The 11,858-nt window shown below is 70.7% G+C and carries 12 protein-coding genes; 10 read left to right on the top strand and 2 right to left on the bottom strand.

Going from position 1 to position 11,858, the window contains the following annotated elements; all coding sequences use genetic code 11:
* The first annotated feature begins 69 nt into the window (after positions 1-69).
* From ABD901_RS04520 to ABD901_RS04500, 5 genes are all read left to right on the top strand, one after another.
* Positions 70-498 carry a DJ-1/PfpI family protein gene (locus ABD901_RS04520; RefSeq protein WP_345121527.1) on the top strand — a complete coding sequence of 143 codons (429 nt, stop codon included), beginning with the start codon at positions 70-72 and terminating at the stop codon, positions 496-498.
* A 34-nt stretch (positions 499-532) separates the two neighbouring features.
* Positions 533-1,573, top strand: coding sequence for a phosphotriesterase family protein (locus tag ABD901_RS04515; protein WP_345121525.1), 1,041 nt, complete (start codon positions 533-535; stop codon positions 1,571-1,573).
* A gap of 11 nt (positions 1,574-1,584) precedes the next feature.
* On the top strand, positions 1,585-2,250 hold the full coding sequence (locus ABD901_RS04510; RefSeq protein ID WP_345121523.1) for a type 1 glutamine amidotransferase domain-containing protein: 666 nt from the start codon (positions 1,585-1,587) through the stop codon (positions 2,248-2,250).
* Positions 2,247-2,987 carry an SDR family NAD(P)-dependent oxidoreductase gene (locus tag ABD901_RS04505; RefSeq protein ID WP_345121521.1) on the top strand — a complete coding sequence of 247 codons (741 nt, stop codon included), beginning with the start codon at positions 2,247-2,249 and terminating at the stop codon, positions 2,985-2,987. Before ABD901_RS04510 ends, ABD901_RS04505 begins: the two co-directional genes overlap by 4 nt.
* A 210-nt stretch (positions 2,988-3,197) precedes the next feature.
* Entirely contained in the window at positions 3,198-5,966 is a 2,769-nt protein-coding gene (locus ABD901_RS04500) for an AAA family ATPase (RefSeq protein ID WP_345121519.1), read from the top strand.
* Positions 5,967-6,114: 148 nt separating this feature from the next.
* Here ABD901_RS04500 and ABD901_RS04495 read toward each other — a convergent pair whose 3' ends face one another.
* Both ABD901_RS04495 and ABD901_RS04490 read right to left on the bottom strand, forming a co-directional pair.
* Positions 6,115-6,690, bottom strand: a complete 576-nt coding sequence (locus tag ABD901_RS04495) for an MBL fold metallo-hydrolase (protein WP_345121517.1) — start codon at positions 6,688-6,690, stop codon at positions 6,115-6,117.
* A 189-nt stretch (positions 6,691-6,879) separates the two neighbouring features.
* Entirely contained in the window at positions 6,880-7,314 is a 435-nt protein-coding gene (locus ABD901_RS04490; RefSeq protein ID WP_345121516.1) for a tautomerase family protein, read from the bottom strand.
* Positions 7,315-7,618: 304 nt separating this feature from the next.
* On the opposite strand from ABD901_RS04490, the gene ABD901_RS04485 reads away from it, so the two are divergent.
* The 5 genes from ABD901_RS04485 to ABD901_RS04465 all read left to right on the top strand — a co-directional run bounded on the left by ABD901_RS04485 (position 7,619) and on the right by ABD901_RS04465 (position 11,791).
* The gene (locus tag ABD901_RS04485) at positions 7,619-8,167 is read left to right on the top strand and encodes a TetR/AcrR family transcriptional regulator (RefSeq protein ID WP_345121514.1); all 549 of its coding nucleotides are present in this window, start codon (positions 7,619-7,621) and stop codon (positions 8,165-8,167) included.
* A gap of 100 nt (positions 8,168-8,267) precedes the next feature.
* A complete protein-coding gene (locus ABD901_RS04480; RefSeq protein WP_345121512.1) occupies positions 8,268-8,801 on the top strand; it encodes a hypothetical protein in 534 nt (177 codons plus the stop codon).
* A complete protein-coding gene (locus tag ABD901_RS04475) occupies positions 8,798-9,832 on the top strand; it encodes a peptidoglycan-binding protein (protein ID WP_345121510.1) in 1,035 nt (344 codons plus the stop codon). Before ABD901_RS04480 ends, ABD901_RS04475 begins: the two co-directional genes overlap by 4 nt.
* 2 nt (positions 9,833-9,834) lie before the next feature.
* The gene (locus ABD901_RS04470; protein WP_345122374.1) at positions 9,835-10,566 is read left to right on the top strand and encodes an ABC transporter ATP-binding protein; all 732 of its coding nucleotides are present in this window, start codon (positions 9,835-9,837) and stop codon (positions 10,564-10,566) included.
* Positions 10,559-11,791 (top strand): ABC transporter permease, encoded by a 1,233-nt coding sequence (locus ABD901_RS04465; protein ID WP_345121508.1) that lies wholly within the window; start codon positions 10,559-10,561, stop codon positions 11,789-11,791. The genes ABD901_RS04470 and ABD901_RS04465 overlap by 8 nt, the downstream gene beginning before the upstream one ends.
* Positions 11,792-11,858 lie beyond the last annotated feature (67 nt).

Below are 11,858 nucleotides of genomic sequence, written 5' to 3'. Positions count from 1 at the left end.
TCAATCGTGTGGCACACTGCAACTGGTTCATGTATTAGACCAGTTCCCTGAGAGGCCAGGTCACTCCTCATGACTTTGTCCAATCGTTCGATCGTCGTCTTCGCCTTCGACGGCTACCAGGAGCTCGAGTTCTGGTACCCGGTCCTGCGCGCCAGGGAGGAGGGGGCCGAGGTCAAGGTCGTCGGTCCAGGGGAAGGTCCGTGTGAGAGCCACCTGGGATACCCGGTGCTCGGGGACACGCCCTCGGACGAGGTCGTCTCCGAGGACGTGGACGCCCTGGTAGTGCCGGGGACCGTCGTCGGTCGCCCGGCGGTCAGCGACGAGCAGGTGGCGCTTCTCAGGCGGTTGCGCGCCGCGGATGTGCCCATCTTCGCGAGCGGCTCAGGTGCTCACCTGGTGCGGGAGCTCGTCCTCGACGTCGATCCCGACCGTGTCGCGGTGGACGCTGATGCCCTTCCTTCGCTGTTCACCCGGCTGCGCACCGAGCTGGCCGGCTGAGCCGCCGTTCGTCGACGTCAAAGGAGAGTTCGTCATGCAGATCTTCCGAACGGTGCTCGGTGACGTCCCGGCCGAGGAGTCCGGTCGCATCCTCACCCACGAGCACCTGCTCTACGGGTATCCAGGGGCCGAGCTGGACCACCGGACCGTGTTCGACCACCCCGCCGCCGTCGAGCGGGTCAGCGGCCAGATCATCGACGGGATGATCCCCAACGGGTACAACACCCTCATCGACATGACGCCGGCGGAGGTCGGCCGCCACCCACAGTTCATGGTGGACGTCGCCAGGCGCACCGGCATCAACGTCGTGGCGATCACCGGGTTCTTCCCGGAGCGCATGGGCGTGCCCTACTACTGGCGCCGGCAGACCGTCGAGGAGCTCACGGAGTTCTTCGTGCGGGACCTCACCGAGGGCATGGTGTTCGCGTGGCAGCAGACGCCGTACAAGGCCGGCGCCATCAAGATTGCCACCGGCCAGGAGAGCGTCTTTCCCAAGCCGAGCCCGGTGGGCGCGTACGGTCGCCACGTCCACGAGGTGGAGGACCGCCTGATCCGGGCAGCCGGCAAGGCGGCCATGGAAACCGGCTGCGGCATCAACACGCACATCGACCCGATGGACTTCCAGGTCACCAACCCCGGACGCGAGCAGCTCGAGATCCTCGACGAGGTCGGCATGGACCTGTCAAAGGTGATCATCGGCCACGCCTTCGTGCCGCCACAGGTCAACATGATGCGCGAGGTCCTCAAGATGGGCGCGAACGTCCAGCTCGACCACATCGGCATTCCCTGGCGCATCGGTAGCGCGGAAGAGCTGGACGAGGCGATGGCCAATGCCCTCGTGGAGCTGATCGAGGACGGCTACCTGGATCGCATCGTCCTGTCGTTCGATCGATGGTTCTTCAACCCCCGCGCGACGGTCACCGAGTCCGACCCGCAGCTGGAGAACGAGAAGGTCAACCTCAACTACATGTTCACCAGCTGGGTTCCGCGCTTGAAGGCCAAGGGCGTCACCGACGAACAGCTCGACCAGATCATGATTCACAACCCCCGACGCATCTTGTCGATCGCGGTCTGACGGAGGACTGGATGGAACTGCAGAAGGCTCGAGTCGCCGTCCTTGCCGAGAACCTGTACCAGGAGCTGGAGCTGTGGTACCCGGTCCTGCGGCTGCGTGAGGCCGGCGTGAAGGTCACGATCGTAGGCTCGCGCGCGGGCGAGGTGTACGCCAGCAAGCTGGGCTACCCGGTGGTGGCCGAAGTCGGCATCGCGGACGTGTCGGCCGACGACTTCGACGCGGTGATCGTGCCGGGCGGCTTCTCGCCCGAGTACCTGCGCCGGGAACGGGCATTTGTCGACCTCGTACGCGCCCTGGATGACCGTGGCGCCCCGGTCGCGGCGATCTGCCACGCGGGGTGGCTGCTGGCGACCGCGGACATCGTGAAGGGGCGTGCCGTCACGTCGGTCCCCGTCATCAAGGACGACGTGATTCACGCCGGTGGCGACTGGCGCAACGAGGCCGTCGTCGTCGATGGCAACCTCATCACGTCGCAACTGCCGAACGACCTGCCCCAGTTTCTCGGGCGGATCCTCAACGCCCTGGCCGAAAGCGGCTCGGAGGGCGGTGACGTCCCGGCCGTTGTCCGCGATGCCACGCCGAGCTCGGCGGTGTACCACGCAGCCGCCGTGGTGAAGAACCGTGCGGCCGGGCCCGGATCGGCCAACTACCGGGCGTACGCGGTGGCGGGCGAGTGACCAGCGCGCTCGTCGCGGGCGGCGCCACCGGGATCGGACGTGCGACGGTGCGGGCTCTGCGCGCCGCCGGTACCGACGTGTACCTGGCCGACGTCAATGACTCGGCCGCCGGGGAGGTGGCGGCGCAGGAGGCTCCGGGGCGGATCGTCGTGGGCCATCACGACCTGGCCGACCGGCACGCGCCGAAGGCCGCCGTGGACTCGGCCCTGCAGGCGTTCGGGCGGCTCGACCACGTTGTCGTGACGGCCGGTCTGCACGTCGTCGCCCCCTTGGAGTCCTTCCAGGTCGAGGCCTGGGAGGCGACGATGGCGGTGAACGTGCGAGCCCCGTACCTGCTTGCGCAGGCGGCCATGGCGGCGCTGGCGGACACCCGCGGGAGCATCGTGTTCACGGGCTCGACCGCGGCTCACCGCGGCAGCCCCGGCACGTTTGCGTATGCCGCGTCCAAGGGTGCGCTCATCAGCCTGACCCGATCGTTGGCGGTCGAGCTCGCGGGCAGCGGAGTTCGCGTCAACAGTGTGTGTCCGGGGTGGATCGACACCCCGTTCAACGATCCGTACTGGAAGGCGCAGGCCGACACGGAGGCAGCCGTGAACAACATTGTCGCGCGGGTGCCGGTGGGCCGGCAGGGCGATGCGGAGGAGGTGGCCGCTCTCATCGTGTACCTGCTCAGTTCGGACGCGGCGTACATCACGGGACAGTCCATGGTCATCGACGGCGGCCTGCTCTCCGCCTGAGCGCCCGGTGCGCAAGATCCCGGCCGCGTTCGAGCGGCCGGGCTGCTCACCCTTTTCGTCGTTGGTCCGCCCGACGCTCAGGCGATGAGAATCAGCTGGTCATGGGCGCTAAGGTTGCAGAACAAAGGGATCCTCGCGCGGTGATCGCCACAGCCTTCCGGTCGATCATCAAAGTCTTCCCAACAAGCATCATCCACATGGGGACAGCTGATGGGATCAGAGCCCGAAGCCGGCCTGCTGGGGCGCACGGATGAGCTGGCGCTGACCGAGGCGTTGCTTGCCGGGCACAGTCCGACCGGCCCCAGTCTGTTCTTGTACGGCGAGGCCGGTGTCGGCAAGACATCGCTGCTGGACGCCGCGGCGGTGCAGGCGGAGGCGGCCGGGATGCGGGTGCTGCGCGCTTCCGGGGCGCAGTCCGAGGCCGAGGTCAGCTACTCGGTGGTGAACCAGCTGTTCTACGCGCTGCGCGAGCGGGCTGACCGGCTGGCCGACGACCAGCGTGACGCCCTCCACGGAGTCTTCGGCCTCGCTCAGGCGGCCTCGTTGGATCCGTTGGTCGTGTCGATGGCGGTGCTGGCCCTGCTGGGCGAGATCGCCGCAGAACGTCCGGTGCTGCTGATCGTCGACGACGTGCCGTGGCTCGATCGCGCCAGCGCGACGGTTCTGGGCTTTGTCGCCCGCCGGCTCGCCGACACTCCCGTGGTCTTCCTGGCCGCGGCCCGCACCGGGACACCCCGTTGCTTCGACTCGAGCGGGCTGCCGGAGCGGGAGATCGGGCCGTTGGCCGAGCAACCAGCGGCCACCCTGCTGGACACCCGGCATCCGGACGTGGCGCCGCCGGTACGGCGACGAGTGCTCGACGAGGCTGCCGGCAACCCCCTCGCGCTGTGCGAGTTGCCGGTGGCGCTGACCGAACGGCAGCGCCGCGGCCACGAGTTGCTGCCCGCGTTCCTGCCATTGTCCCGGCGCCTGGAGGCCGCTTTCGCCCCGGCGATTGAGCGCCTGCCCGCACAAACCCGGCACCTGCTGCTGCTGGCGACGCTGGCGCCCAACGCCAGTCCGGCCGAACTCCTGCCGGCCACGGGCAGCGCGGACGTCAATAACCTCGGGCCGGCACGACAGGCCGGCCTGATCGTTGCCGACCCGGTCTCCAGCCGTATGTCGTTTCGCCCGCCGCTGATCCGCTCGGCGATCGTGCAGCTGTCCTCGCCGGCCGAGCGCCGCTCGGCGCACCACACTCTGGCCGAACTGGCCGACGACCCGTCCTCGCGGGCGTTTCATATGGCGGAGGCCACGACCGGCCCGGACGAGGCGACGGCCCATGCGCTGGAGCAGGCGTTCCTCGCCGACTTCCGGCGTGGCGGCAGCGCCGCCGCGGTGACTGCGCTGGTACGCGCTGCCCAACTGAGCCCGCAGCCGGCCGACCGGGTCCGCCGGCTGATCGAGGCCGCGTATCTGGCCAGCAGCACCGGCCCGCTGGACCAGGTACCCCATCTGCTGGCCGCCGCTCGCAAGGCAGATGACGCACGATCGGTCTCGGGTACACGCAGCGGATCGGTCTTCGCCGCCGCTACGGCCGTCTACCTGTTGCATGCCGAGGGCGACGTCGATGGCGCGTACCGCCTGCTGGTCCGGGCACTCGACGACGCGGACACCGCCGAGACCACCAGCGCGTGGATCGACGACCTGCTGTACGCGCTGCTGTTCGTCTGCGTCTACGCCGCCCGGCCCAAGGTGTGGGACCTTCTGAAGACTGCGCTGGCGCGATTCGACCCGTCGGACGCAACGCCCCTGCGGCTTTGCTACGACGCATTCACCCACCCGGACCGGACACACACGACGGTGCGCGAGGGCCTCGCCCGTGCCTTCGCCGCGCTCCCCACCGATTCGGCGCCCCGAGGGCTGATCCCCCTGACCTTCGCGGCCGTCTGGCTGGACGCTTTGTCCGACTACCGCCACCTGGTCCGGCGCATGATCGAACAGGAGCGCGACGGCGGCGCGATCGCCCTGGTCCTGACCGGATTGCTCATGCTGAGCACCGACTCCTATCACCACGGGCAGTGGGACGAGTCCGAGACGCTGGCCCGTGAGGGGCTGGACCTGGCCGCCAACTACGGTTACGTCTTGCTCAAGGCACCGCTTCGGAACAGATTGGCATTGATTGCGGCGGCTCGAGGCAACGCCGATCGCGCCCGGACGCTGACCGACGAGGTCATGAGCTGGGCCGCGCCGCGGGGTCTCGGGGTGACGCAGGCGTTCGCCCGGCAGGTGCGCGCCGTCGCGGACCTGGCGGAGGGCGACTACGCAGACGCATACGCCCAGACCGTCTGGATCAGCCGGCCCGGCGTCCTCGGCACCGGCATACCTGCCCGGTGGATGGTTCTGGACCTGGTGGAGGCGGACGTGCGCACCGGGCGGATCGAGGAGGCCCGCGCCCACGTCGCCGCCGCCCGACAGAACGGCGTCCCCCGCTACTCCACCCACACCGCGCTGATCGCCGCCGGGTCGGCCGCCCTGGCTGCCGACGACGACCAGGCCGGCCCGTTGTTCGAGGCCGCCCTGTCGCTGCCCGACGCCGACCGGTGGCCGTGGGAACACGCACGTGTCCACCTCGCCTACGGGCAATGGCTGCGCCGCACCCGCGACACCACCCGTGCCCGGCTGCACCTTCGGGAGGCCACCGAAACCTTCGAACGGCTCGGCGCCCGACCGTGGGCACAACGGGCCCACAACGAGCTACGCGCCAGCGGGGTCGCCACCACCACTCGACCGGACACCCACACGTCCCTGACGGCTCAGGAATTGCAGATCGCCAGGCTGGCCGCCACCGGATTGACGAACAAGCAGATCGGCCAACAGCTCTTCCTGTCCCACCGGACGGTGGGCGCCCATCTGCACCGGCTGTACCCCAAGCTCGGCATCACCTCTCGTGCGGCACTGCGCGACGCGCTGGAGACGATTTCACCTGACGACGAATGAGCACCTCGCCCTAGCGGAGCCGGTGGCCTCGGCGCCGTAGCACGCGTGGTCGTCAGGTGGAGGCGGCCGGACGCCGTTGCGTTGTGGGACCGGCGGAGGTGGCGGCCACTGTGGTCGCCGCCGCCTCCGCGCGCGGCCGAGCCGGCGGCTACAGCCAGCCTCCGGCGATGAACGGGATCGGGTCCTCTCCGGGGTGCTCGCGAATGCCGAACACGGCCTGAGCCGTGGCCCAGAGGACGGTGCGGCCGAGATGGTCCGGGTAGCGTGCGACCATCGCGTTGAAGTAGTCGACGGCGGTCTTCTCGGTGTTCAGCGCCGCCTCGGCGACGTCGAGGTACTCGCGGGTGCCGGCGATGGTACGTGCTGCATCGTCGTCGAGTTTCGGGTTCTGGTGGCCGGCGACGATGTGGCGCGCGCCGAGTCGTTCGACCCGGTCGATGGCCTGGCGCCAGTTGTCGAGGCCGGCGAGTGAGGTCTCGCTGAGGTAGAGGTGTGCGCCGTTGTAGATGACGTCGCCGGCCACGACGAGCTCGACCGCTTCACGCAGATCCGCGTGGTTTGCCTCCAGCAGTCCGCGGACCTGTGCCGCGGTTGCCGCGATCGAGACGACGCCGGGGTTGCGCTCGGCTCGACGCCGGCTGTTGACGAGCGCGAGCTGCGCGAGTTCCTCGTCCTTCGCCGCGAGCGCGACGCGCGCGACCGCTGCCTGGGTCTCCTCGAGCATCGCGCGCGCTTCGCCGATGCGACCGGCGGTGACGAGGTTGTGAAACAGGCAGGCGAGGTGACGGGCGCGTAACGCCGGCGGAAGGTCCGGCAGGCTCAGGGCCAGGCGTCCGGCTCCGATCCTGACGTCCGGCGAGATCGCCCGGCATTCCGACCGGCCCGCGTTGCCGCGCCCGGCCGGCGGCGGCGGTCAGTGCCCGGCCTGGAGCTCGGCGATCTGCTCCCGGGCGGCGGCGACGAGGTCGGCGTTGCTGTTGGCTCGCCCCCACAGGCCCCAGCCGCCCTCCGGTGCCTCGGTGAGCAGCACCCAGGTGCGGTCCCGGATGCTCTCGTCGCCGGAGGCCTTCACGATCAGGTCGGTGAGCTGCGCGACGACGGCGAGCTGCTTGTTGCGGTCCAGGCCGCCGGCGTTGGTGAGCACCTGGACCCGCACGTAGTTGCTGTCGCCGTCGACGTTCGAGATCGTCGAGGCCGGGATTTCGTGGACGAAGCCGGCGGTGTTCTTGCGGAACATCGGGATGTCCGGGACCTGCTCCACGGCCATGACGATCGCCGCGGCCTCCCGGGCGAGCTGTTTCGGGTCGGCGAACGTGCCTTCGGCGGCGTACACGTCGATCATCGGCATGGCTGATGCTCCCTCCAGCGCCTCCGGCATGCTGCCGCCTGTAGCGCCGACTGTCGGATATGTGTGATTGGCACGATTATGCCAACCGTCATAAGCACAGCCCACGGTACGGCGAGAACGCAATATGTCAAGCGTCATATTGTCGCCGGCTGGTCGTTGACGTCGCCTTGCAGCACCAGCGCGCGATCTCGTGGAACGATGGCGGCGTACGGACGGGCGGGTATCTGCGGTGTTGGGGGGTGGAGCGGCTGTCATGCCTGCGGTAGGGAAGGAAGGACCCGGGCGGGCCGGTGTTCCCGAGCGAATGATCGAAAGCGCCATCCGGCTGCTGGCCAAGCACGGGTTCCAGGCGGCATCGTTCGGCGCGGTGCTGGAGGCGTCGCAGGCCCCGCGCGGGTCGATCTACCATCACTTTCCCGGCGGCAAGCACCAGCTGATCTCGGCGGCGATCGACGTGGCCGGGGCCCGCGCGGTCGCGCTGGTGCACAGCATGCGTGGCGGCAGCGCGGCCGAAATCATCGACGGGTTCACTGGTGCCTGGCGAGCCGTCCTCCAGTGGTCCGACTTCGGCGCCGGATGCTCGGCCGTCGCGGTCACGGTGAGCGCCGACGAACCGGAGCTGGTCGAGCGCGTCGGGGCGGTGTTCCGGTCGTGGCGCCAAGCGCTCGCCGACGTACTGCAGGCCTCGGGCCTGAACGCGTCGCAGGCCGGCGACCTCAGCATGATGATGCTCGCAGCGTCCGAAGGCGCGGTCGTCCTGTGCCGGGCGGAACGGTCGTTCGTGCCGTTGGAGACGGTCACCGCCCAGCTCAAGCTCCTCGCGTCCACCATGGCGGCATCGACGTCGGGCTGACCGGAGCTGGCCATCCCCCAATGCTGGCGCCAGGTATGTGGCGTCCGTGTGTCGTCGCGGGACACCGTGCCGCCACAGCCCGGCCGCGACGATGGGCCGCATGCCGAAATTCACGACGTTGGCGCCGATGTTGGCGCTGTCCGCCCTCCTGCTCACCGGCACGGCCGCCTGCGCCATCGCCGGCAGGTCGCACGCCGGCGCGTCCGCGTCCGCCGGCAGCGACCAGGAGCAGGCGCTGAAGTTCGCCCAGTGCATGCGCGACCACGGCGTCGACATGCCCGACCCCCAGGACGGGCACATCGTCACCGGCAGCGGTGGCGACAGCGGCGGCGACCCGGGCCAGATCTCCGGCACGGGCGCGGTGGACCTGAACGCCGACGGCGAGGCGTTCGACGCGTGCCGCAAGTACCTGCCCAACGGCGGGGAGGCGCGCAAGCCCACCGCCGCCGAGCTCGAGCAGGAGGTGCGCTACGCCCAGTGCATGCGCACCCACGGCCTCGACTACCCGGATCCCGGCGCGGACGGCGTACAGCAGCTGCCGGGCATCCCGGTGGACGACCCGACCGCGATGCAGCGCTTCGAGGACGCCGCCCGGGCCTGCGACGCCGTCAACAGCCCGGCGCCGAACAAATGAGCCGCCGCATCGTCATCGGCGTCGCCGCCGGCGCGGTCACCGTCGCGGTGGCCGTGCTGGCCACCCTCGGCTACGGCGGCCGCGGCCGCGGCGACGCCGCGCCCGCCGCGCCGCCGCCGAAGACCGCGCCGGTGACCCGCACAACCCTGGTCGACGCCGTCCACCTTGCCGGCAAGCTCGGCTACGGCGCCGCCGAGCCGTTCGGCGGCCGGCTCTCCGGCATCCTGACCAAGATCGCCGGCCCGGGCACCGTCCTGCGCCGGGGCGATGTCGCCTACAGCGTGAACGACCAGCCGGCCATCGTGCTGCTCGGCGACGTGCCGGCATACCGCGACCTGGTGGTGAACGTCAAAGGCCCGGACGTCAAGCAGTTCGAGGAGAACCTGCGGGCGCTGGGCTACCACGGCTTCACCGTCGACACCGTCTTCGACGGCAACACCGCACTCGCCGTGAAGCGGTGGCAGAAGAAACTCGGTCTCGCCGAGACCGGCGTCGTCGAGCTCGGCCGGGTCACGTACGTCGCCGCGCCGGTCCGCGTCGCCGAACAGAAGCAGCACATCGGCGACGAGGCCGCGGCGGGCACACCGGTGCTGACCATCACCGGCACCAGCCGTACCGTCACCGTCGAGCTCGAGGACAAACAGGCCGCCCTGGCCAAGGTCGGCACCAAGGTCCAGGTCCAGGCGACCGGCGGCAAGCCCACCGACGGCACCATGGCCACGGTGACCACGGCACAGGACGCGGGTCAGCGCAAGACCACCGTCACCGTCACCGTGACGGACCAGGCCGCACTCGCCGGCGCCGACGGCGACCCCGTCGACGTCATCGTCAAGCGGGCCGAGAAACGCGACGTGCTGAGCGTGCCGATCGTGGCGCTGCTCGCCGTCGGCGACGGCTACGGCGTCGAGGTGTACAGCGGCGGCGTGCGGCGGATCGTGCCGGTCACCGTCGGCATGTTCGCCCAGGGCCGGGTCGAGGTCGACGCGCCCGGCCTCACCGAAGGCACCCAGGTCGGGGTGGCCGGGCAATGACCATCCTTTCCCTGACCGACGTCCGCAAGGAGTACCCGGGCGGTGTCGTGGCCCTCGACGGCGTCTCGCTCGACGTCGAGCCGGGCGAGCTCGTCGCGATCGTCGGTCCGTCCGGCTCCGGCAAGTCCACCATGCTGCACCTCGCCGGGACGCTCGACCGGCCCACCAGCGGCCGTGTCCGGGTCGCCGGCCACGACGTCGCCGAACTCGCCGACCGCCGCCTCGCCGGCCTGCGCGCCCGCACCATCGGCTTCGTCTTCCAGCAGTTCCATCTCGCCGTAGGCGTATCGGCGCTGGACAACGTCGCCGACGGGCTGCTGTACCTCGGCGTGCCGCTGCGGCAGCGCCGCGACCGCGCCCGGGCCGCGCTGCAGCGGGTCGGGCTCGGGCACCGTCTCACCCACCGCCCGCACGAGCTGTCCGGCGGGGAGCGGCAGCGGGTCGCGATCGCCCGCGCGGTCGTCGGCTCGCCGCCGCTGCTGCTGGCCGACGAGCCGACCGGCAACCTCGACACCGCCGCCGGCGCCGGCGTCCTGGACCTGCTCCGCGATCTGCACGCGGCCGGCACCACCGTGCTCGTCATCACCCACGACCGCGACCTCGCCGCCGGCCTGCCCCGTCAGGTCGTCATGCGCGACGGCCGCATTGTCACCGACCACCGCACCGCCACCATCGACATCCACCCCGTTGCCCAGCCCGACGCCGACGGGCCGTACGGAGGCCAGCGTGCTTGACCACCAGCCCGCCCGGCGGCACCAGCGCGACAGCGGACCCCGACCGGCCCGGCTGCGACCGCTGGACGTGGCCCGCGTGGGCGCGATCGGCCTGCGCACCCGCCCGATCCGCGCCGCGCTGTCCGCGCTCGGCATCGCCATCGGCATCGCCGCGATGATTGCCGTCCTCGGCATCACCGCCTCCAGCCGGCTCGACCTCGCCCACCGCCTCGAGCGCTACGGCACGAACCTGCTCACCGTCACCGCCGGCGTCGACCTGCGAGGCGAACAGGCCCAGCTGCCCGATGAGGCGGTCGACATGGTCGCCCGGATCCCCGACGTCGAGCACGTGTCGGCCATCGGCAAGGTCGACGCCGCCGTCTACCGCAGCGACCGCGTGCCGGCGAGCAACACCAACGGCATCGCCGTGCTCGCTGCCCGCACCGACCTGCGCCCGGCAGTCGGCGCGACCCTCGCCGGCGGCGCGTGGCTCAACCGGGCCACCGAACGCACCACGGCCGTCGTGCTCGGCGCCACCGCCGCCCGATACCTCGGCATCGCCGAACCCGGCCCGGACGTGCGGGTCTGGCTCGGCGGGCAGTGGTTCACCGTCATCGGCATCCTGGCACCGGTACCGCTGGCCGGCGAACTGGACACCGCCGTGTTCATCGGTGCTCCCTTCGCCCATGACCAGCTCGGCTTCGACGGGCACATGAACACCCTGTACACCCGCATCGCGCCCCACGCCGTCGACGACGTCCGCGCGAAACTCGGCCGCACGGTCAACCCCGAATACCCCAACGAGGTCCGCGTCGAACGGCCCTCCGACGCCCTGCGCGTCAAGGAGGCCACCGACCAGACCTTCACCGCGCTCCTGCTCGGCCTCGGCGCCGTGGCCCTGCTCGTCGGCGGCGTCGGCGTCGCCAACACCATGATCATCTCGGTGCTGGAGCGCCGCGGCGAGATCGGGTGGCGCCGCGCGCTCGGCGCCACGAAAGGCCAGATCCGCATCCAGTTCCTCACCGAGGCCCTGCTGCTGTCCGCCCTCGGTGGCGCCGGCGGCGTCCTGCTCGGCGTCGCGATCACCACCGGCTACGCCCTGACTCAGGGCTGGCCGGTCGCGGTACCCGGCTGGGCCCAAGCCGCCGCCGTCGCCGCCACCCTCTTCATCGGCGGCATCGCCGGGCTCTACCCCGCCATCCGCGCGGCCCGCCTCTCCCCCACCGAGGCACTGGCAACACCATGACCGCACCCCTCGTCCACGGCTGATGCCACGCGCTTGATGGGGTTTGCGCTGAGGCATGGCGGGCAGC

The organism is Dactylosporangium darangshiense, assembly GCF_039537565.1.
Classification (GTDB): Bacteria; Actinomycetota; Actinomycetes; order Mycobacteriales; family Micromonosporaceae; genus Dactylosporangium; species Dactylosporangium darangshiense.
This window is presented reverse-complemented; position numbering and strand designations above follow the sequence as displayed.

Coding starts and splice junctions, on each gene's coding strand:
- ABD901_RS04520 (WP_345121527.1), top strand. CDS start 70: ATGACTTTGTCCAATCGTTCGATCGTCGTCTTCGCCTTCGACGGCTAC.
- ABD901_RS04515 (WP_345121525.1), top strand. CDS start 533: ATGCAGATCTTCCGAACGGTGCTCGGTGACGTCCCGGCCGAGGAGTCC.
- ABD901_RS04510 (WP_345121523.1), top strand. CDS start 1,585: ATGGAACTGCAGAAGGCTCGAGTCGCCGTCCTTGCCGAGAACCTGTAC.
- ABD901_RS04500 (WP_345121519.1), top strand. CDS start 3,198: ATGGGATCAGAGCCCGAAGCCGGCCTGCTGGGGCGCACGGATGAGCTG.
- ABD901_RS04495 (WP_345121517.1), bottom strand. CDS start 6,690: ATGCTCGAGGAGACCCAGGCAGCGGTCGCGCGCGTCGCGCTCGCGGCG.
- ABD901_RS04490 (WP_345121516.1), bottom strand. CDS start 7,314: ATGCCGATGATCGACGTGTACGCCGCCGAAGGCACGTTCGCCGACCCG.
- ABD901_RS04485 (WP_345121514.1), top strand. CDS start 7,619: ATGATCGAAAGCGCCATCCGGCTGCTGGCCAAGCACGGGTTCCAGGCG.
- ABD901_RS04480 (WP_345121512.1), top strand. CDS start 8,268: ATGCCGAAATTCACGACGTTGGCGCCGATGTTGGCGCTGTCCGCCCTC.
- ABD901_RS04475 (WP_345121510.1), top strand. CDS start 8,798: ATGAGCCGCCGCATCGTCATCGGCGTCGCCGCCGGCGCGGTCACCGTC.